Origin of the sequence: Roseateles asaccharophilus (assembly GCF_004362405.1) — a bacterium.
Lineage (GTDB): Bacteria > Pseudomonadota > Gammaproteobacteria > Burkholderiales > Burkholderiaceae_C > Kinneretia > Kinneretia asaccharophila.
Window position 1 is genome coordinate 472,230 of sequence record NZ_SNXE01000002.1, and the last position, 20,407, is coordinate 492,636.

20 protein-coding genes and 1 pseudogene are annotated in these 20,407 nt (G+C 65.0%); 11 read left to right on the plus strand and 10 right to left on the minus strand.

Going from position 1 to position 20,407, the window contains the following annotated elements:
- Window positions 1-131: 131 nt before the first annotated feature.
- From DFR39_RS06955 to DFR39_RS06995, 9 genes are all read left to right on the plus strand, one after another.
- Entirely contained in the window at window positions 132-803 is a 672-nt protein-coding gene (locus DFR39_RS06955; RefSeq protein ID WP_133602807.1) for a hypothetical protein, read from the plus strand.
- 289 nt (window positions 804-1,092) lie between these two features.
- Entirely contained in the window at window positions 1,093-2,085 is a 993-nt protein-coding gene (locus DFR39_RS06960; RefSeq protein ID WP_133602808.1) for a protein kinase family protein, read from the plus strand.
- A 275-nt stretch (window positions 2,086-2,360) separates the two neighbouring features.
- Complete coding sequence (locus DFR39_RS06965) at window positions 2,361-2,747, plus strand: lysozyme inhibitor LprI family protein (protein WP_133602809.1); 387 nt, start codon at window positions 2,361-2,363, stop codon at window positions 2,745-2,747.
- 135 nt (window positions 2,748-2,882) lie between these two features.
- Entirely contained in the window at window positions 2,883-3,158 is a 276-nt protein-coding gene (locus DFR39_RS06970) for a hypothetical protein (RefSeq protein WP_133602810.1), read from the plus strand.
- A 60-nt stretch (window positions 3,159-3,218) separates the two neighbouring features.
- Window positions 3,219-4,160 carry a hypothetical protein gene (locus DFR39_RS06975; protein ID WP_162849450.1) on the plus strand — a complete coding sequence of 314 codons (942 nt, stop codon included), beginning with the start codon at window positions 3,219-3,221 and terminating at the stop codon, window positions 4,158-4,160.
- Between the two features lie 259 nt (window positions 4,161-4,419).
- Window positions 4,420-4,896 carry a hypothetical protein gene (locus DFR39_RS06980; protein ID WP_133602812.1) on the plus strand — a complete coding sequence of 159 codons (477 nt, stop codon included), beginning with the start codon at window positions 4,420-4,422 and terminating at the stop codon, window positions 4,894-4,896.
- A gap of 346 nt (window positions 4,897-5,242) precedes the next feature.
- Window positions 5,243-6,682: a hypothetical protein gene (locus DFR39_RS06985; protein ID WP_211343819.1), complete on the plus strand. Its 1,440-nt coding sequence runs from the start codon at window positions 5,243-5,245 to the stop codon at window positions 6,680-6,682.
- Window positions 6,679-7,467: a hypothetical protein gene (locus DFR39_RS06990; protein WP_246030725.1), complete on the plus strand. Its 789-nt coding sequence runs from the start codon at window positions 6,679-6,681 to the stop codon at window positions 7,465-7,467. The genes DFR39_RS06985 and DFR39_RS06990 overlap by 4 nt, the downstream gene beginning before the upstream one ends.
- A gap of 6 nt (window positions 7,468-7,473) precedes the next feature.
- Window positions 7,474-10,317 (plus strand): ATP-binding protein, encoded by a 2,844-nt coding sequence (locus DFR39_RS06995; protein WP_133602813.1) that lies wholly within the window; start codon window positions 7,474-7,476, stop codon window positions 10,315-10,317.
- A gap of 15 nt (window positions 10,318-10,332) precedes the next feature.
- Here the strand turns inward: DFR39_RS06995 and DFR39_RS07000 are convergent, their stop codons facing one another.
- From DFR39_RS07000 to DFR39_RS07020, 6 genes and pseudogenes are all read right to left on the minus strand, one after another.
- Window positions 10,333-10,833 (minus strand): PilZ domain-containing protein, encoded by a 501-nt coding sequence (locus DFR39_RS07000; protein WP_133602814.1) that lies wholly within the window; start codon window positions 10,831-10,833, stop codon window positions 10,333-10,335.
- A 299-nt stretch (window positions 10,834-11,132) separates the two neighbouring features.
- Window positions 11,133-12,104, minus strand: a complete 972-nt coding sequence (locus DFR39_RS07005) for a TerC family protein (protein ID WP_133602815.1) — start codon at window positions 12,102-12,104, stop codon at window positions 11,133-11,135.
- Between the two features lie 288 nt (window positions 12,105-12,392).
- Complete coding sequence (locus DFR39_RS20115) at window positions 12,393-12,803, minus strand: FKBP-type peptidyl-prolyl cis-trans isomerase (RefSeq protein WP_409846157.1); 411 nt, start codon at window positions 12,801-12,803, stop codon at window positions 12,393-12,395.
- Window positions 12,777-13,121 (minus strand): annotated as a pseudogene (locus tag DFR39_RS20120) (FKBP-type peptidyl-prolyl cis-trans isomerase); the annotation flags it as partial. The pseudogene DFR39_RS20120 and the gene DFR39_RS20115, both read right to left, overlap by 27 nt.
- Before the next feature lie 18 nt (window positions 13,122-13,139).
- Window positions 13,140-14,054, minus strand: coding sequence for a tRNA glutamyl-Q(34) synthetase GluQRS (gene gluQRS / locus DFR39_RS07015; RefSeq protein WP_133602993.1), 915 nt, complete (start codon window positions 14,052-14,054; stop codon window positions 13,140-13,142).
- Between the two features lie 2 nt (window positions 14,055-14,056).
- Window positions 14,057-15,028, minus strand: coding sequence for a LysR family transcriptional regulator (locus DFR39_RS07020; RefSeq protein WP_133602817.1), 972 nt, complete (start codon window positions 15,026-15,028; stop codon window positions 14,057-14,059).
- Between the two features lie 139 nt (window positions 15,029-15,167).
- Between DFR39_RS07020 and DFR39_RS07025 the strand changes: the two genes are divergently transcribed.
- Both DFR39_RS07025 and DFR39_RS07030 read left to right on the plus strand, forming a co-directional pair.
- Window positions 15,168-15,893: a pirin family protein gene (locus DFR39_RS07025; RefSeq protein WP_133602818.1), complete on the plus strand. Its 726-nt coding sequence runs from the start codon at window positions 15,168-15,170 to the stop codon at window positions 15,891-15,893.
- A gap of 40 nt (window positions 15,894-15,933) precedes the next feature.
- Window positions 15,934-16,653 carry a DUF599 domain-containing protein gene (locus tag DFR39_RS07030; RefSeq protein WP_133602819.1) on the plus strand — a complete coding sequence of 240 codons (720 nt, stop codon included), beginning with the start codon at window positions 15,934-15,936 and terminating at the stop codon, window positions 16,651-16,653.
- Window positions 16,654-16,675: 22 nt separating this feature from the next.
- Here the strand turns inward: DFR39_RS07030 and DFR39_RS07035 are convergent, their stop codons facing one another.
- From DFR39_RS07035 to DFR39_RS07050, 4 genes are read right to left on the minus strand one after another with little or no spacing between them, the layout of a single operon-like run.
- On the minus strand, window positions 16,676-17,782 hold the full coding sequence (locus DFR39_RS07035) for a phospholipase A (protein WP_133602820.1): 1,107 nt from the start codon (window positions 17,780-17,782) through the stop codon (window positions 16,676-16,678).
- A 12-nt stretch (window positions 17,783-17,794) separates the two neighbouring features.
- Window positions 17,795-18,562 (minus strand): ABC transporter ATP-binding protein, encoded by a 768-nt coding sequence (locus DFR39_RS07040; protein WP_133602821.1) that lies wholly within the window; start codon window positions 18,560-18,562, stop codon window positions 17,795-17,797.
- A 5-nt stretch (window positions 18,563-18,567) separates the two neighbouring features.
- Window positions 18,568-19,692, minus strand: a complete 1,125-nt coding sequence (locus DFR39_RS07045) for a succinylglutamate desuccinylase/aspartoacylase family protein (protein WP_133602822.1) — start codon at window positions 19,690-19,692, stop codon at window positions 18,568-18,570.
- 24 nt (window positions 19,693-19,716) lie between these two features.
- Window positions 19,717-20,403, minus strand: coding sequence for an ABC transporter permease (locus tag DFR39_RS07050; RefSeq protein ID WP_133602823.1), 687 nt, complete (start codon window positions 20,401-20,403; stop codon window positions 19,717-19,719).
- Window positions 20,404-20,407 lie beyond the last annotated feature (4 nt).

A 20,407-nucleotide genomic window follows, 5' to 3' on the forward strand; every position in this document is an offset into this window, starting at 1 on the left:
AAGCTCAACGCATCAGAATGTCGTATATGCCTCGATCGCAGGTTGAGGAGGGGTTTGAGCACCCCCTGAAACGCACTACTGGGGCACACGCAATAGTTTTTTTACAACCTCGTTAGAACTTATCATCTTGTATGCCGAAGACAACAGCAGAAGTCGCAAAAGAACTAGCGCGCCTAAGCTCTGATTGCTCATTTCTTCTGACGCACTTGATACGGCAGAACGATGAGAAGAGCGACGCGGATGCGAAAAACATTCTTTCTCTAATTCTTGATCTCTCAGGCGCACCATCTCATCCATTACTAAAGGCATCCAGTTCTGGATGGTATGGCACAGCGTCACCAAATATCTTCAATCCAGCTACCCGCGACTTTGACGGCCTAATTAATAACAAAGCCGTTTGCTTCACAGAAAGTACGCTCGCTGGACTCAAGGCGCACAGGGATGTTTTCAATGCCAAGTATGGCGTCGCATTCGATAGAGATTTTCTCTTCACAAGAGGCGCCAATCCTTGTCTCAATGTGCGCGAGTCGTTGCTGAAGGCATCATTCACCTGCAATGGAGAAATTTATCCACGCTCGGTATTCAACTTCATTCCTCACCAGTTACATCCCTTCGTGAATATCATCCACGAAAGCTTCGACGCAACACACGAACGCGAATGGCGAGTGCCCGGCGATCTAGCGTTCACTCCGAATGAATTGCTCTTTGTGTTTTGCCCGGCTGACGATTTTGCCCACTTCGCGTCAATTCAGTCTGTTGCCAAGCCCGTTCTCTTCGACTTGGCCTGGCTTGATCGCGTATGAGTTCTCTCAAGAAACACCCTGAAGGAAGCGGACTTTCATGACTCCGCGTTATGAAGGCTGGTCGTTTCTTCGGAACGATTTGCGGCGCAGATGGGCCGATTACTTCGCTAACCGGTCATTCCAGCGGCCGCCTTACGGCGCCGCTGAATTTCAACGTTGGGCCTCATAGCCGATGCCGTACGCGGCTCCCGCGGCCCGTACTGCAGGCCACCCATGCGGACCACCAGTTAGGCGGAGACTCAGAATCGACTCGAATCCACACATCGCCCGCCTACGGAAGCACTCGGAGGTGAGTTCCTATTTGGCAGGCCTTGACGACGAAACCCTCGCAGGCCTACTTCAGAGATCAAGCGCTGGAAAGGATGGCTTCGGAGGTCGTACAACTCAACTTGCGTTCGGCAAACTGAGGATCTTCTGTAAGTTGATCCCGCTAACCATCCTCGAAGCTCAGCCCGAGAACTACAAGTCGACCGCAAACCTTTTTCGACTGCCGTCTTACTATCAATACGGAATCGGCTCAGTTGGATTTGGCGCATGGCGCGAGCTTGCCGCGCACGCGTTGGCTTCAGACTGGGTGGCCAGCGGCAAGCAAGAACAGTTTCCGTTACTGCATCACTGGCGAATCGTCAAGTTGCCCGGGGTTGCGTCGGTCGAATCCGAGGCGGATGACTACCTTACTCATGCCGCAGCACATGGCAATGACGAATCTGCTATACGAGAACGCCTGGTCTCGCTTCGGGCTTCAGCAAGTCACATAGCCATCTTCTCAGAGTACTTCCCAAAGACTTTGTCTGATTGGTTAGTTGAGGAACTTCAAAAAGATACACAATCTGCAAGCACTGCAATCTGGTTCACGGAAGAAAGGGCGCGTGCAGTCCTTGACTTCATGCGAAGAGCTAACTTCGTGCACTTTGATGCCCATCTAAGCAACATTTTGACCGATGGAAATCGTCTTTACTTTGCGGACTTTGGACTGGCGCTGCACGATTCCTTCGAGCTCACACACGATGAGCGAAGCTTCCTTTCTAACCATAGCGAGTATGACAAGGTACGCTTTGCTGCCTCCATGGTGCATACCATCTGCCGCGCGATGCCTGGCGAAGAAGGGTGGAGCCAGAAGCTCTCAAATGCAGACCTGCAAGCCAAATCACTTCCGTTGGCCGCGACCGCCGCTCTTCAGAGATATGCGGTTGCCGCGAAGTACATGGGGCAGTTCGCACAGGCTCTGATAAACACCAACAGACACGCAGCGTTTGCGCCACCCCCAGAGGCATTGCGCTGAACGATGAGAAGCAGCTTTGCAAGCAGTAGCCCGATGAGGCCTCTCAAGAAACACCCTGAAGGAAGCGGACTTTCATGACTCCGCGTTATGAAGGCCGGTCGTTTCTTCGGAACGATTTGCGGCGCAGATGGGCCGATTACTTCGCTAACCCCGCGCTGAACCGGACCCGCTACGGCAAGCGCCGTAAGCCCAGGCTGAGGCACATGGTGCATCATCTCAGCCTGGGCTTACGGCGCTCGCCTCCGCAGGCCGGTTAGCTCGAACGGTAGGCCGCTATGAAATCATCGCTCGTACTTGCCCTGCTTCTCAGTTCCTCCGCCGCATCGGCTCAGGGAGTTGTGGCGCTGCCATGCGTTAATTCTGAGAATACGGTTGAACGTAATCATTGCTTTGCTGCTGAGGTTGAGTCCCTCGAGAAGCTGCTGCGAGCCGAATTAAAGCGTGTTGAGGGCGTACTGCGGCAGCGGGACGAAGAAGATCCAATGTTTCAACTTGCCAAGGCCTTCATGGCATCGCAGGTGAAGTGGCGAGAATTCCGGGAGGCGGAATGCACATTTCGGAGCCTGACTTATGGCCGAGGCACCGGGGCACCTGCCGAGGGCATGTGGTGCGAAATCGAGCATGGGCGTATTCGTCTGGAATACATGAAGGGCATCCGGTGAGCGCTCACGGGCGACCGTAGTTGGCGCCACAATCATCCGCAATAAAAACCCTGCTGCACCAGCGCCTGTTCCGCCCGCTAACGTCCGTGACGCGTCGGCAATGGGTTATTGGACAGCCTCGTTAGGCGACATCAAATGTGGAAAGTAGTTGGGGACAGCATTCTTGCCAAGCATTTCGAATTTGAGAACATTTGGCAAAAAGAGTGGATATCGACCGAGCAAGTAGGAATTATCAGAAATTACTGGCACGATGGCGCTGATTGCGACCTTGTCCTTCGGATATGGGAAGCCTATATCCACGGAAGAAAAAAGTCATTTGCTGCAAGTGAGGCAGGCGGCATGGGGCGTTGGGTCTTCGCACTTCCTGCAAACGAGGTTGAATTCTTGGTTGATTCAAAAAATACAACTTAGAAATCGCAAATCTCCACTGCCTAACGTCCCAGTCCAACCAAGCCTTGCAGGCGCTTCGACATGCCGCAAGCGGTGCGGCATTTACTTTGCACGTCAGCGCTCATGAAAAAATCGCGTCTCCTAGCTCTCTTACTGGCACTCTGGATGAGTGCGCTATGCGCAGCGCCGCTGTCCTCCGCCAATCCGCCCAATGAACTTCGAGGGACTTGGCTTATTGCGCCGAAGCCCCATGACTTTCTCATTGAAACGGGTGTTGTTTCTGCGGAGTATCCGATTCTCGCGATAGACGAAGACGACACCTTTCGCGCCTACCGATTTGGAATTGCGTGTGCGTCGGAGTTGACGAGTGTAGTTTCAGAGGTCAACAGAATCGAGCCTTGTATGAGGAATCTCGGTATATCCAATGTTGATCGGCTAACCGGGCTTGCAATCCCCATTGCAGAGGGGCGCGTAGTCCGCTCCGAAGTTGGATGGCTGCTTAAGCCCAACGATTCCAAGTCCTTGGCGGAAGCAATTGGAAATGCCACTCCCTCGAATCAGAAGGTGGACGGCATTCCCTACCAATTTGCGATATTTGTTAATCTGTTTGGGGAGCCACTTTCTGCTTCCATAAACAACAACGAGCTTGTCCTCGGCTCGGTAAATAAATCCTTTACCTATTCGTTTGTTCGTGTCGACGTCCGGCAACTCGTTGGAGTTGGTAGCTTGCTTAACGTGATTGGTCTTCCTTATGGTCAGTACTTCCGCTGCGCCATGAAAAACATCCATGATGCGGTTCTTCTCCGCGACGCAGAACGTGTCCAAGAGGCCTACAACCTAAGCGATCAGCAATTCTATGAACAACTCCGTCGCAACTCGCAGGAAGATGTTCTGCGTGGGCAGGCGCTGCGACAAGAAGCTTCAGATCTCACTGTCGCGTTGTTTAATCGCTATGGTCGTGAAATCGACTTGCAACAGAGGTTCGGTGCATTTGCTGGGTGCCCTGATCGCGATCGTCGCTAACTTCCTAGTCAAACCGCGCCCTTTTGGCGCTTGGACGTGCCGCAAGCGGCACGCCATTAACTTTGAACGTTGAAGCTGTTAAAAAACCTACGTTATGCGTTTCGACAACTATCGCGTGAAAGATCAACGCACCAGAATGTCGTATACGCTTCGATCGCAGGTTAAGGAGGGGTTTGAGTACCCCCTGAAACGCACTACTGGGGCACACGCAATAGTTTTTTATAACCTCGTTAGGCATCACTAGAAGGAGCGTCCACTCATGCGAAAGAAGACCTCAATCGTATCGATCTTATCTCTGCTACTTATTTCTGGCTGCGCGTTCACCCCCAGTTCCCCAGAAGGAATGCGGAATAACGGAACATTTGTCAAGACGTTCTGTTCACAGGCCGCTGCGGACGAAACGGCTAAACGCATCGCGGATGGCTGGAAACGTTGCTATTTCATAGGGCCAACTGCATCCGGTCAGCAAGCGGTTGTTGTTGGCGGAGTACCAATGCTGGTCCCAACTCGGGCAGGGTCAGGCGATTACCTAGATGTGACCACCTCAGGACACAGGATCACGGTTGCAAAGGGCAACATTGGGGCCGGTAATGTGCAAATGATGGCCGATATTGAACCAACAGCATCCTGCCCCGCCCAAGTTACCATCCGTGGCGGCAACTTCGCATGGTCAGGAAAGGCCGCAACCGCCGAAGTATTCAGTGCGAAGCCTGATACTTCATGCAAGGAACTCTAATTGCCGGGTGATCCCTAGCTTGGCTACATGGCCTTCCTGGTAGATAAGCTAGCCCCGCATTGACTGTTTTCGATACGAGCCTTGGCTGGTTTCCCATCAAGACCTGAGTTTGGGTTCGATGCAGCGCCAAAGAGAACAGACTGCACATCTAAAGGCGGCTGGCACCCTCACTCCTCGGGACTGCGCGCGCGCGGGCTCAGCATCGTTGCACTCGGGTTGCGGTGCGGGCCCAGATACCAACCGCTCAGCCCATCAGCTCATCGTCGCAGCCGCCCAGCGCCCCGCCTCCCCTGACCGTCTCCCACCCCGCCAAGCCACCCCTCCCGCCCTGGGATAATCGCCGGCTATGACCGATCACGCCGCAAGCGCGGCCCGGGGCGCTCGCACGGTTCCCGTCATCCCTGTCGATGACGCCGCCGACACCGCCACCGAGGCCCTGCGCTTCGAAGACTATTTCCGCGAGGGTGCCGCGCCGACCGAGGCCTTGCTGTGGTGGCAGCTGGAACGCAACGAGGCCTTGCTGGCCGCGCTGCGGGCCCTGTGCCATGGGCCGGCCGCGCTGGTGCGCCTGCGCACCTGGGTGTTCATGGAGCTGATGGCGCTGCCGGAGTCGCGCGTGGCGCGCGACACCCTGAACCGCCATTTCCATAGCCTGCGCGAGGAGGCCCTGGAGCTGGTGCTCAAGCGCCTGCGCGAGGCGGAACTGCTGGCCTGGGACGGCTCCAACCAGGTCTACAGCGTCACGCCCCTGGCCCAGCGCCTGATGGGCGTGCTCTCGCCCCTGACCCAGGGCAACTCCGAGCACGATGCCGACCTGGCCGCCATGCTGGCCAATGTGGCCGGCGCCCACACCCTGGGCACCCTGGACCCGGCCCAGCTGCACCATCTGCAGGCCCAGCTGGCGCGGCTCTACGACGAGTTTGCCGACGCCATTGCCTCCGGCTCGGAGTTCCATCTGCGCCGGGCGCGCCAGCGTTTCGAGCGTGCGCTCAAGCTGGTGGAGAAGGCCAGCGATGCGCTCAAGGCCATCATCGAGCAGGCCGAGGCCGAGGGCAATGCGCGCCTGGAGCGCCTGGCGCGCGAGCTGGGCCTGGCCCAGGCGCGCCTGCTGGCCATGGCCAGCCAGTTCAACCGCGCCCTGCAGCAGGTGGACCGCCAGCGCGTGACCCTGGGCTCCACCGGCATCACCACCACCGATGTGCGGCTCTGGCTGCAGAACGTGCCCTTCCTGGAGAACCTGGCCCTGGGCGCGCTCTCGCGTCCGGTGCACCCGGTGCTGGTGGCCCAGCACGAGCTGCTGGACACGACCGAGGCCGAGTTCGAGCGCGACCGCCCCAAGCCGCCGGAAGTGATGGCCCTGCCGCCGGGCCAGGCCGCGCCGCCGGGCCAGCTGGCCGTGCTGAGCCTGCCGCCCGATATGGACGAGCTGCAGGCCCTGCTGGGCCGCTGGCACGAGGCCGGCCATGCCGAGCAAAACCTGGCCCCCGCGGTGCTGGGCGGCAGCTATGCGCGCGCGGCCTACCGCGCCCAGCTCCTGCCCCTCTTGGGCGACGCCCAGGCCCAGCATCTGAGCGGCGCCACCGGCGATATGGCGCGCCAGCCCTGGCGGGTGCGCTGGTCGGCCGAGCAGGCGCCGGTGGACGATGAGTATGTGCAGTGGATGAGCCACGGCGTGCTCTACAGCACCGAACGCCAGGCCGCGCCCACCCCCCCCGAGACGCCATCCCCGGCCGCCCCCGAGGCTGCTGCCGCCTCCGCCGCTGCCCCTTCTTCCGAGACCCCATGAGCCAACACGCTTTCGACGAGGCCGCCCAGCTGGCGGCCCAACTGCTGGCCCGCCGCTGGCTGCCGCGCAACCATGCCCTGGTGCGCCGCGCCCTGATCGACACCGAGCTCTGGGCCGCGCTGAACCAGCGCCTGGCCGCCGTGGGCATGCGCGTGATCGACAACCTCTATGCCGACCACATCTGCCTGGCCATGCTGCGCCCGGCCGAGGTCTCGGTCTTTGGCGAGACGGGCCTGGCCGCCAACAACAATCTGGACCTGCCGCGCGACGGCGTGGCCTTGCTGGTGGTGCTGTGGTCCCTGATCGTGCTGCCCAAGCGCCAGCGCCAGATCGCCCGCGCCGATGCGCAGGACGGGGAAGCAGGGCAGGGCGAGATGTTTGCCACCGACAAGCCCCTGCCCCTGGCCGCCAGCGTCTCGCCCACGGTGAGCTACCGCAGTCTGCTGGCCGACTTCGGCAACCAGCTGGGCAAGAAGATGCGGCTGGACGCCAACCTCAAGCTGCTGGAGCGCAACGGCTTCATCATCCGCCGCGGCGAAGACATCGCCGAGGGGCCGCTGCTGGACCTGCTGCTGGACTACGAGACCCTGGCCCCGCGCATCCTGGACGGCGCCCTGGCCGATGTGCTGGCGCGCAGCACCGACCCCACGGTGGCGCCCCTGCTGGCCAAGCTGCGCCAGGCCGAGCAGGAGGAGCTGCCCGATGCGCTGGACGATGAGCCGGCGCCGCAAGCCGCTGTCGCGCCCCAGCACAACCAGAACAACGAAAACAACAGCGAGTCCTGATCCACCATGTTTCATCTGCAATCGCTGGAGCTGCTGCACTGGGACTACTGCCGCCGCGTTTCCATGCCGCTGGACGGTTCCATCATCACCATCGCCGGCCCCAATGGCTCGGGCAAGACCACCTTGCTGGATGCCATGCGCACCCTGCTGGGCCTGGAGTGCTCGGGCGGCCGCACCTACAAGACCTATGCCCGCCACGCCAATGCCGAGACGGCCTGGCTGCGCGCCCTGGTGGACAACCGCCCGCGCGGGCGCCAGAACAGCTCGCGGCCCTTTGCCAGCTCCCTGCTCTATGCCGACCAGGTGACCCTGGCCTGCCGCATCGAGCGCCAGGGCGGCGACTGGGTGCGCCGCTACATCATGGTGGACGGGGTGCATGAGATCGAGGCCCTGACCGACAAGGCCGAGAAGGACTGGCTGGGCATCGAGGCCTGGAAGCGCCGCCTGGAGGCCGCGGGCCTGACCCGCGCCATCGGCCGCGTGCTGGCCCTGGAGCAGGGCCAGACCGACCGCCTGTGCGAGCTCAGCCCCAAGGAGTTGCTGCGTCTGGTGTTCGAGGTCTTTGGCGACCAGGAGGTGCTGGACCGCTACGACCAGGCCCGCAGCCACCAGCAGCAGCTGATGAAGGAGGTGGAGCAGGCCACCCATGAGCTCTCGCACGCCCAGGCCCAGCTCTCCGACCTGGCCAACCGCGTGAACAGCTATCAGCAGTACCAGCTGCGCCTGAAGGAGCGCGAGCGCCTGGCCACCGAGGTGGTGCCGGTGCTGCAATGGTCCGAGGGCCGCCAGCGCCTGGCCCAGCAGCTGCGCGAGCTGCACCGCCAGCGCCTCTTCGCCTCGGGTGACCGGCGCCAGATGTCGGCCAAGCGGGCCGAGCTGCATGCCTTGTTTGAAAAGGTGGAGGCCGCCAAGCGCCGCCTGCAGGAGCTGGAAAGCGAGCGCAAGCAGGCGCGCGCGGCTTTTGACGCCGCCCGCGAGGCCGAGCGCCCCATGGAGCTGCTGGCCAAGCGCGAGGAAGAGCTCAAGACCCTGGCCGCGGTGGAGACCGATGGCGCGGAGCTGAGCCAGCGCCTGGAACACCTGAGCAGCCAGCAGCATGCGCTGCGTGAGGCCTTCACGCGCCAGAACGACCAGTCGCGCAAGGCCCAGGCCGCCATGGACGCGCTCAGCGGCCAGCGCCTGCCGCCGCCGCCGCCCGAGGTCTCGCGCTTTCGCAAGGCGCTGGACGAGGCGGGCATTGCCCACCATGTGCTGGCCGATTGCATCGACATCGCCGACGAGACCTGGCGCGCCGCGGCCGAGGGCTTTCTGCGCCCCTCGCGCTGGGTGGTGGTGCTGGAGCGCTCGTCGGACGAGGGCCGTGCCTTCGGCCTGGCCGCCAAGGAGCGCTACCGCCACTATGTGGTGGGCGATGCCGAAAGCGCCCCGGCCCTGCCGCCCAAGGACTCCCTGCTGGCGGCGCTGAACATCAATGCCAAGCTGCCGGGCTGGCTGCTGCGCCAACTGGCCAGCATCCGCTGCGTCAAGGACACCGAGGCCGGCGCCCAGTATTCCAAGTCGTCCGGCGGTGAGTGGATCACCCAGGACGCCTACTACCGCGACGGCCGCGGCGGCCGCAGCCTCTGGGTGGAGGCGCGCGACTACCAGTTCGGCGCCTCGGCCCTGGACTCGCGCCGCGCCTCGCTGGAGCGCGAGCTCAGCCGCTACGACGTGGAGCTCACCCGCATCGCCAAGGAACAGGCCGAGGTGGAGCGCCAGCTCAAAGATGCGCAAAAAGCCGCCCAGGGCCACAAGGCCGCACAGGAGCTGGCCGAGCGCGCCGCCGAGTTTGCCGAAGGCCGCGCCCGTCTGGCCGGCCTGCGCCAGGCGCGGGTGGAGGCCGCCGGCCGCATGGCGGCCCTGGACGGCGAGCATGACCGCGCCCTGACCCAGGCCACGCGCAGCGAACGCGATTACGAGGCCGCCCAGGGCGGGCTCAAGGCCAGCGAGGACAATGTGCTGCGCGGCCAGCGCGAGCAGGAGCAGCGCCTGCAGGAGCTGCGCGCCAGCGCCCGTGCCTCGCGCGAGGCCGGGGCCAAGTTCCCGGTCAGCTGGATCCAGCCGGCGCGCATTGCCCAGCTGCGCGACGAGTTCGAGAACGCCAAGCAGGCCGAGATCGCGATGCGCCATGTGCAGCAGGAGCTGGACACGGGCCTCAACAACGGCACCTGGGAAACCGATGTGGCGGTGCAGGAGCGCCATGCGCGCATGAGCGTCTCGGTGCTGGAGCAGAGCACCCAGCTGGACGACCGCCGCGCCAGCAATGAGATGGCGCGCATCGCCGCCTTCAATGCCCGCGAACGCTATATCGATGTGCTGCGCGCCACGGTGCGCCGCTACAAGAAGAACGTGCAGGAGCTGGGCGAGCTGGCGGGCGTGATCGCCCAGGCCGAGCTGCCGCATCTGGACAACGACGATATGGTGCTGGCCCAGGCCGGCCTGCATGTGCGCTTCAACTTCGACGGCAAGGGCGAGGTGGGCCTGAACGACGGCGAGGCCTCGGGCGGCCAGCAGGTGCTCAAGAGCCTGATCCTGCTGGTGGCCCTGATGAAGGACGACGAGACGCCCGGCGGCTTTGTCTTCATCGACGAGCCCTTCGCCCACCTGGACGTGCGCAATATCCAGCTGGTCGGCCACTTCCTGCGCAGCACCCGCGCCCAGTACCTGCTGACCACGCCCATCACGCACAACGTGGAGGTCTTCGAGCCCAGCGAGATCACCCTGGTCACCAGCAAGAAGCCGCGCGGCGAACGCTGGGCCCCGCCCATCGCGGTGATCCAGCGCCGGCCCGAGAAATCGATCTACGACTGAGGCCCCGGGCGGGCCTCACTCCAGCGAGGTCGGTGTGGGCTGCCAGACGCCCGCGCTGACATGCTCGTAGAGCACGCAGCGCACCCAGCGCGGCTGACCGCGCGTGAGCGGCAGGCTCAGGTGATGCCGCAGAAACTGCTCGGCCTCGCTGTCGGCGTCCTGGAACTCGAAGCCGCTGCACAGGCCCAGGGCGCTCAGAGGCTGGCTCCAGACGCGGCGCACCCGGGCGCCGAACTGAGGCACACGCTCGTCCTCGCCCAGCAGCAGGCGCATTTCATAGCAGCTGCCCTCCAGGGGCTGCTCGCTGCGAGTGAGCACCCGGATGCCGCGCTCGCTCAGGTCCAGCACCACGCCACCGGCGGCCTCGGCATGACGGGCCGGCTTGAAGACCCAGACCGGGATCTGCTCCCGCTGCACCGGCACCAGAAAGAACTCCACTCGATCGTGGCGTCGGCGCTGGGCCTCGGGGACTTGGCCTTGTGGCGTCGGGCTGCGCTCAGGTTGCATCACCGTCATGGTTCTGTCGTCCTTCTTCCTTTGACAGCCTGCCCAGCAGGCCTGGTGGCCGGATTGGCTGCATTGCAGCAGGCGCAGATCACAGGGTCATGAAGGCTGTACGGGGCGCTTTGCAGCCGGACTGTGAGCCATGCTACGCCCTCTGCCATCGCTCCGCTACGGTCCCTGGCGGGCGCATTCCGGCACGCAGGGGGAAATGAAAAGACCCCGCCGGCCCGAGCCGCGGGGTCTTGCAGGTGGGCGCTGTGGCCCAGCAGCCGGGCGGGCCCGTTGGTACGGGCGTCCGCCGGGCGGCTCGATCAGGAGCCGGGCGTGTGGCTGTCGATCTTGGGAGCGGTGCGCACGCTCAGGATCATGGTCAGAGCCAGCACGACCACCACCACACCCAGGGACACCATCACCGGGATCTTGTAGATGTCGATCAGCATCATCTTCACGCCGATGAAGGACAGCACGATCGCCAGGCCATAGCTGAGCAGATGGAACTTGGCGGCCATCGCTGCCAGCAGGAAGTACATCGCCCGCAGACCCAGGATCGCGAAGATATTGGAGGTCAGCACGATGAAGGGATCGTTGGTGATGGCGAAGATCGCAGGGATCGAGTCCACGGCGAAGATCACGTCGGTGATGCCCACCAGGGCGATGACCAGCAGCAGGGGCGTGGCCAGGCGCTTGCCGCGCTGGACCGTGAAGAAACGCTCGCCGTCGAACTTGTCGCTGACCGGCATGATCTTGCGCAGCAGCTTGAGCGCCGGATTGCTCTCCAGATCGGGCTCCTGGCCGGCTGCCCACCACATCTTGATACCCGTGATCAGCAGGAAGGCGCCGAACACATAGAGGATCCAGTGGAACTGCGCGATCAGCCAACTGCCCACCAGAATCATCACGGTGCGCAGCACGATGGCGCCGATGATGCCGTACATCAGCACCCGCTTCTGGTACGCCGCCGGCACCGAGAAGTAGGTGAAGATCATCAGGAAGACGAAGATATTGTCGACGGCCAGCGATTTCTCGATCAGATAGCCGGTCAGAAACTCCAGCGATTTGGTGGTCGCCAGTTCGGAGCTTCCGGTGCTGTCCTTCACGGCCCACCAGAACAGCGCGTTGAAGGCCAGGCTCAGGCCGACCCAGACCAAGGACCAGTTGATGGCTTCCTTGACGCTGACTTCATGGGCGCCCTGCTTGCGCAGTACGACAAAGTCCACAAACAAGGCCACCAGCACGCTGACGACAAAAAAGATCCACAGCCACAGTGGCGCAATCGTGGTCATTGATTACCTCTGGAACAAGACAGACAGGGTGATTGACATGGCGGGCGCCATGCGATCCGTAAGGTCTTGCGGGGCATAGCCGGCGAGATGCCGGCAGCTGCGGGGCCCGGGTGCATGCCTGGGAGGCACGCTCCGTATTGACGGGCCAACGCCACGGCCTTGCGCCATGTAGCTACTCCCCTTGCGGAAGCGCGGATTCTGCCTGATCGGAAAAGGGCGTCAAGAGCTTGGGGGTTTTCAGGGGCGGACGCGCCGCCGCGGCTTGGCGCGGCAGCCGTCGCGGTGCGATCAGACCGCCAGCAGCTCCACCTCGAACATCAGGGTGGCATGGGGCGGGATCACGCCGCCGGCGCCATGGGCCCCGTAGCCGAGCTCCGAGGGAATGATGAGCACGCGGGTGCCGCCGACCTTCATGCCCTGCACGCCCTCGTCCCAGCCGCGGATCACCATGCCGGCGTCGAGCTGGAAGCGGAAAGGCTGGCCGCGGTCCTTGCTGGAATCGAACTTCTTGCCGCGCATGCTGCCCTCGGCCTTGTAGAGCCAGCCGGTGTAGTGCACGGCCACACGGGCGCCGCTCTTGGCCTCGGCGCCTTCGCCGACGATCTTGTCTTCGTACTGCAGGCCGCTGGCCGTGCTGCTCAGGTTCAGGCTCACGGCCTCATCGCCACCCGACACGCCCAGCAGCTCCACCTCGAACATCAGGGTGGCGTTGGGCGGGATCACGCCGCCGGCGCCGCGGGCGCCATAGCCCAGCTCGGGCGGGATCACCAGCACGCGGGTGCCGCCGACCTTCATGCCCTGCACGCCCTCATCCCAGCCGCGGATCACCATGCCGCCGTCCAGTTCGAACTCGAAGGGCTCGCCGCGGTCCTTGCTGGAGTCGAACTTCTGGCCCTTGACGCCATCCTTGTAGAGCCAGCCGGTGTAGTGGACGGCAACGTCCTGGCCCGACTTGGCCTCGGGGCCGGTGCCCGGCGTGGTGTCTTCGTACTGGAGGCCGCTGGCGGTGGTTTGCATGATGGTGTCGCTGTCCTGCTAGGAGGAGGGAAAAACGAATGTGGCCGGCATCATAAGGCCGCGCCAGGCGGCCACGGCCTCAGCCAGGGTCTCGGCCAAGGGCTTGGCAGGCGCCAGGGGGGGCAGACCCAGGGCGCTGGCCGCGCGGCGCAAGGCGGCTGCCGGATCGCTGAGGTCCAGCGGACGGGCGCCGTTTTGCTTGGAGAGTTTCTGGCCGTCCTCGGCCAGGACCAGGGGCGTGTGCAGATAGCGCGGCGCCGGCAGGCCCAGGCAGCGCTGCAGGAAGAGCTGACGCGGCGTGTTGTCGGCCAGGTCTTCGCCGCGCACCACATCGCTGATGCCCTGCTCGGCATCGTCCACCACCACGGCGAGCTGGTAGGCCCAGAGCCCATCGGCGCGCTTGAGCACGAAGTCGCCCACCTCGGCCTCCAGGGCCTGCTGCTGTGCGCCCAGGCGGCGGTCCTGCCAGCTGATGCGGCCCGCAGCCTGGGTGAGCAGGCGCCAGGCGCGCGGCGCGCGCTCGCCCAGACCACCCCGTCCCGGACGGCAGGTGCCGGGGTAGACCAGCTCGCCATGGCGCTCAGAGCCCTGGCCGGCCGCGGCCAGGGCCTGGGCGATGTCCTTGCGCGAGCAGGCGCAGCCATAGGCCAGGCCGGCGGCTTGCAGACGCGCCAGGGCCTGGGCATAGCGTTCGCCGCGCTGGGACTGCCACTGCGGCGGCTCATCGGGCCGCAGGCCCAGGCGCTCCAGCTGGGCCAGGATCTCAAGGTCGGCGCCGGGCACGCAGCGCGGCGTGTCCACATCCTCGATACGCACCAGCCATGTGCCACCGTGGGCCCGGGCATCCAGCCAGCTGGCCAGGGCCGCCACGGCGGAGCCTTCGTGCAGCAGGCCGGTCGGGGAGGGGGCGAAGCGGCCGCGGTAGCGGGCCATGCTCACAGCAGCAGACCCTCGTGCTGATGGACCAGGGCCTCGCGGGTCTTGGCCGACTGCAGCTGTTCCAGCCACCAGGCCAGGGCCTTGCCCGGAGGCTGGCCGGTGTTGCGCCAGGCGTAGTGCAGGGGCACGATGCGCTTGTCCCGGTAGGTGGGCGGGGCCACCAGGCGGCCGGCCTCGAGATGGCGGCGCACCATGGACGCGGGCAGGGAGCCGCAGCCCAGCCCCCGCAGCAGGCCCTCCAGCTTGCTGGACATGGAGGGCACGGTCAGCACTTCCTGGCCGGGCAGCACGCCCACGGTCATGGGCGCCAGGCTGCGGGCACTGTCGGCCACGGCAATGATGCGGTGCTGGGCGATGTCGGCGGCGGAGAGCACGCCCTCGTGACGTGCCAGGGCATGGTGGGGAGCCACGCAGAACACCATCTCCATATCGCCCAGCAACTCACAGAAGACCGAGTTGCCGGGAGGCTGGGCACTGGTGCCCACGGCCAGATCGGCCTGGCCGCTGAGCAGGGCCTCCCAGGTGCCCGAGAGCACCTCCACCCGCAGCTTGAGTCGGGTGGGCGGACCGGCGGGGGCGCCGTCGCCGGGGTCGAGCTGGTAGAAGCGCTCCATCAGGTCGAAGAGGGCGCGCCGGGCCACGGCATCGTCGATGGCGATGGTCAGCTCGCTCTCCCAGCCGGTGGCCACGCGGCGCACCCGGTTGGTCACGGCATCCATCTCCTGCAGCAGGCGCCGGCCCTCGATCAGCAGTTCGCGCCCCGCGGCGGTGAGTTCGGCCTGGCGCGAGCGGCGGTCGAAGAGCAGCACATCCAGCGCCTCTTCCAGCTGGCGCACGCTGTAGGTCAGGGCCGAGGGCACCTTGCCCATCTCGCGCGCCGCGGCGGCGAAGCTGCCGGTGCGCGCGATGCTGTCCATCATGGCCAGGGCTTCGGGGGTGAGGACGCGGCGCTTGTCGGTTTGGGACATCGTGAGGGGCGGGAGCGGGGTCAGGACTTCATCTTATTTGAATGATGGCTTCATCGCGCCAGCGCCTGAGGCGGGCGATGGCCCCCTACAGTGCAGAGCACGGGGCCACGAGAGGCACCTTTCAGCCATGGAGATGAGCATGACGATTGAACTGATCAAGTCCGCCGAACGGGGCTATGCCAACCATGGCTGGCTCAAGTCCTTCCACAGCTTTTCCTTTGCCAGCTATCACAACCCCCGGCGCATGGGCTTCGGGCCGCTGCGGGTGATCAACGAGGACCGCATCGCCCCGGGCACGGGCTTCGGCACCCACGGCCATCGCGATATGGAAATCATCAGCTATGTGCTGGAGGGCGAGCTGGCCCACAAGGACAGCATGGGCAATGGCCAGGCCGGTGGTGCGCATGCGGGCGTGATCCGCCCGGGTGATGTGCAGCGCATGAGCGCCGGCACGGGCGTGATGCACAGCGAGTTCAACAATCTGCCCCAGGGCGAGACCCACTTTCTGCAGATCTGGATCATGCCGGACCGCAGCGGCGTGGCGCCGGGCTATGAGCAGCAGCACTTCTCCAGCGCGGACAAGCGCGGCCGCCTGCGCCTGCTGGCCTCGCCCGACGGGGCCGAGGGCTCGGTGAGCATCCATTCCGGCAGCCGGCTCTACGCGGGTCTCTTCGAGGGAGCGGAAAGCGCCGAGCTGGAACTGGCGCCGGCTCGCCTGGCCTATGTGCATCTGGCCCGCGGGCGCTTGCGCGTGAACGGGCAGATTCTGCAGGCCGGCGACGCGCTCCAGGCCTCGGGGCTGGAGCGCCTGAGCCTGGACCAGGGTGAGCAGGCCGAGGTGCTGGTCTTCGATCTGCCGCAATAAGCCTGCGGCAGCGCGGCGCGGTCTGGATAGACTGCGGGCCATGGAAAAACTGCTGATCCTGCCGCGCCTGCTGCCCCTGATCGACTGGCTGGCCCTGCTGCTGTTCTTTGCCGGCTGGGTGGGCTATGCGCGATTCGCCAAGCGACGCTCGCAGAGCCAGGCCTCGGTCCTGGGGGCGACCAATCGCGAGCGCTATCGCTGGATGCTGCAGACGACCTACCGCGAGGTGCGGGTGATCGACGGCGTGGTGGTGCAGAGCCTGTCCACCAGCCCGTCCTTCTTCGCGTCCACCACCATCCTGATCATTGGTGGCTTGCTGGCGGTGCTGGGGGCCAGCGACAAGGCCAGCGAGCTGGTGCGCGAACTGCCTTTTACGGCTCGCACCAGCACCCTGGTCTTTGATCTCAAGCTGGTGCTGCTGGCCGGCATCTTCATCTACGCCTTCTTCCGCTTCACCTGGAGCATGCGGCAGTACACCTTTGGTGCCCTGCTGGTGGCGGCGGCGCCGGAGTCCTGGCAGTTCGAGCAGGACAGCAGCCTGTCACGCGAGGCCTTTGCCCAGCGGGCGGGCAAGGTGGTGGCGCTGGCGGCCGAGAGCTTCAACGACGGACTGCGCGCCTACTACCTGGCCTTTGCCGCCGTGGCCTGGTTCTTCTCGCCCTGGGCCTTCATGGCGGGGACCCTGGGCGTGATCTTCATTCTGTACCGGCGCGAGTTTCGCTCCGAGGTGCTGAAGGCCTTGCAGGGCGAGTGGCGCTAGCGAGGGCGGCCTCGCACGGCACTCAGAACTGCAAAAAGCTCAGGCCCAGCCCCAGACTGGTCTGGCGGAAGTTGTAGTCGCTGAGGGTCTCGCCGTAGCCGTGGAAAGCCTGCACATACCAGCGCATGCCGTTGGGCTGGTCGGCAAAGACCGGGTAGGTCCACTCCATCTGGAAGGCGCCGTACTGGCCCACATGGCGCAGATTGCTGCGCAAGAGCATTTGCAGGGTGTGTCGGCCACCGGCCCAGCTGAGCTGCAACTCCGCGCGACCGCGATAGAGGGTCAGATCGGGGTTGTTGTCCTCGCTATAGGGCTCGGTGATGCGCTGACTCACCCGCGCGACCAGGGCCCAGTTGCCGCGGTCTATGCCCGCTGCCAGGTTCACGCGGTTCCAGCTGCGCGAGAGCGGGTCAGACTGACCATTGGACTGGTGGGCCACGCTGAGCAGGGCATAGCGCCACTGCCAGTCAAAGGGCAGGCGGCGCAGCCCCTTGGGGGTGGGCAGCACATAGATCAGCTCCGGCTCGTAATCGGTGTTGCGAAAGGGGCGGGAGTTCCTGCCGTCATAGATCTGCCACATGGCCTGCTGGGTGTAGGCCGCCCACAGGTCGCCGCCGGGCAGCAGAAAGTCCTGGGCCAGCTTGGTGCGCAGCGAGATCTGGAATTTGGCCTCTTCACGCCGGTAGCTGGGCTGGGGCACGGCGGCCTGGGTGGGCGAGCTGGGCGCGCGGTTGATGCGGCTGGTGATGTGCAGCGGCATGGCGTAGCTCGGCCGGTAGCCGACCAGATTGAAGCGGCCACGCTTGCTGCCCGCGTCCAGCTCCCAGTAGCGGGTGAGCAGGCTGGGCGGTGGGGACGCGGCGTCTTCACGCAGCAGCTCGCCCTTGGGGGCGATCAGCGAGTCGCTGGTGTCCGGCGCTGGCGTTGCGGCCGCAGCGGCGGGGGAGGCCTCAACAGCCCGGCCCAGGGCGCGGTCGTAGCAGTCCAGACGGTCGGCCGGCGCGCCAATGGCGGCACAGGCTTGCAGCGCCGCCGCGTCCGGAGCGGCGCCGGGAGCGCTCCCCCCTTGAGCCTGAATCGCAGGACTGGCCAGCAAGGCCAGTGACAGCAGGACGGGGCGCTTGGGCATGGGTTCAGCTTCCTACTTGAGCCCGCCGCTGAGGAACTGCTGCAGGCGCTGGCTCTGCGGGCGCAGCAGCACCTCGCGTGGGTTGCCTTCCTCCTCCACCTTGCCCTGGTGCAGGAACATGGTGTGGGTGGAGACCTCGCGGGCGAAGCCCATCTCGTGGGTGACGACGATCATGGTGCGGCCCTCGGCGGCCAGATCGCGCATGACCTTGAGCACCTCGCCCACCAGCTCGGGGTCCAGGGCCGAGGTGGGCTCGTCAAACAGCATGACCTCGGGCTCCACGGCCAGGGCCCGGGCGATGGCCACGCGCTGCTGTTCACCGCCGCTGAGCTGGGCGGGATAGACGTTTTTGCGGTGCGCCACGCCCACGCGGGCCAGCAGGGCCTCGGCCTTTTCCAGGGCCTGGGCCTTGGGCACGCCCAGCACATGGACCGGGGCCTCGATCACGTTCTCGATCACGGTGCGGTGACCCCAGAGGTTGAAGTTCTGGAACACCATGGCCAGGCGCGCGCGCCAGCGCTGCAGCTGCTTGGCATCGGCCGCGCGCAGGCTGCCGTCGCGGTCGGGCACCAGGGTCAGGGTCTCGCCGTCCAGAGAGAGCGTGCCCTGGTGGGGCTGCTCCAGCAGGTTCAGGCAGCGCAAAAAGGTGCTCTTGCCGGAGCCGCTGGAGCCGATGAGGGTGATCACATCGCCCTTCTTGGCCGACAGGGAGACGCCCTTGAGCACCTCGCGCTCACCATAGCGCTTGTGCAGGTCTTTGACGATCAGGCTGCTGCTCATGAGTTTCAGTCTCCCAGCAGCTTGCCGCTGCGGCGGGCTTCCAGGCCCGCAACCTTGGCCACTTTCTGGCCGGCGCGCACCAGGCGCACGGAATCCCGAGCGAACAGCAGTCCGTCCACGGGGCTTGTCAGATCGGTCACCGCATTGCTGATCGGGTCGATCACCTGGGCCAGGACCTCGCCCGACTTCAGGGCCTCGCCGGGCTGGCGCAAAAAGGTGAGCACGCCGCCGACCGGGCTGGCAACCGGCATGCTGCCGGCCAGGGGGCGCGCGTCGCCCAGGGGCTCGGGCAGGGCCGGCGTGGGCATGTCGATCAGGCCGCGCCAGGTCAGGAAGTCGAGCAGGTTCTGGGCGTCGCGCTCGGCCAGGGCATGCTCCACATCGACCTGCCCGCGCAGCTCCACGGTGACCGAGAGGCAGGCCTGGGGGAGGGGCGTGCCGCGACCCTCGAAGCGCTGTGCCCAGCGCCACCAGGGCTGGGAGCAGGCTTCGTCAAAGGGCCGGTCGCCCGAGTCCAGGGCCAGCAGGGTCAGGCGTGAACCGAGGAAGCGGGCCAGGGGCTCGCAGTCCGCGGCGCAGGGGGTCTCGGTGTAGAGATGCAGCACGGCCTCGTTGTCGCAGTGCAGGTCCAGCACGATGTCGGCGTCACAGGCCAGCAGCATCAGCTGGCGCCGCAGGGACTGCAGCTCGGTCTCCACCTTCTGGGCGGCGATGGCCTCGCGCAAATGCCGGCGCAACAGGGCCACATTGGCGCTGGCGTCCGCGCCAAGTTCCGGGGCGGCGCGCTCGGCCACGGCCTCGATCAGGTCGGGGTAGTAGCGGTTGAAGTTCTCACCCGAAGTGGCCTCGAAGCGGCCCAGATGGCCGTGCAGCAGATGCTGGGACAGGCCGATCGGGTTGGCCATGGGGACCAGCACGATCTCGCCCTTGATGCGGCCCTGGGCCTCCAGGGCATCGAGCTTGAGGCGCAGATGGTGGGCCACCAGCATGCCGGGCAGTTCATCGGCGTGCAGCGAGGCCTGCAGATAGGCCTTGCCGACGGACGAGCCGGCCTGGCCGTAGTGCAGGGAAATCAGCTCTCTTTGCGTGCCCGGTGTGGGCGAGAGCAGGGCGTGTCTTTGCGTATGCATGGGAAGGCAGGGTCTGGCGCGCGCTCAGCGCGCCATCAGCGGTCGCAGCCAGCGGCGCTCGGCCATGTGGAACAGGCCCACCAGGGCCAGGGTCAGCAGTAGGTAGAAGACGGCCGCGGTGATGAAGGCTTCGAAGGGGATGTAGTAGGTGGAGTTGACCTGCCGGGCCGCGCCGGTGAGATCCATGATGGTGACGATGCTGGCAAGGGCCGTGCCGTGCAGCATGAAGATGGCCTCGTTGCTGTAGGCCGGCAGGGCGCGGCGCAGGGCCGAGGGCAGCACGATGCGGCGCAGCATCACCCAGCGGCTCATGCCCAGGGCCTTGGCGGCCTCGATCTCGCCGGCCGGAAGCGCGCGGATGGAGCCCGCGATGATCTCCACCGTGTAGGCGCAGGTGTTGAGCGCGAAGGTCAGGCAGGCGCAGAACCAGGCCGAGCTGAAGTAGGGCCACAGGGCACTCTTCTGCATCCACTCGAACTGGGCCAGGCCGTAGTAGATGAGAAAGAGCTGGACCAGCATGGGCGTGCCGCGGAACACATAGGTGTAGAGCCAGATCGGCCGCGAGATCCAGGCCTGGGGCAGGGTGCGCAGCACGGCCAGCGGAATGGCAAAGGCCAGGCCCAGGCCCAGGGAGATGATCAGCAGCTCGAAGGTGGTCCAGGCGCCGCTGAGATACAGCGGCAGATTGTCGGTGATGGCTTCCAGATTCATGGCC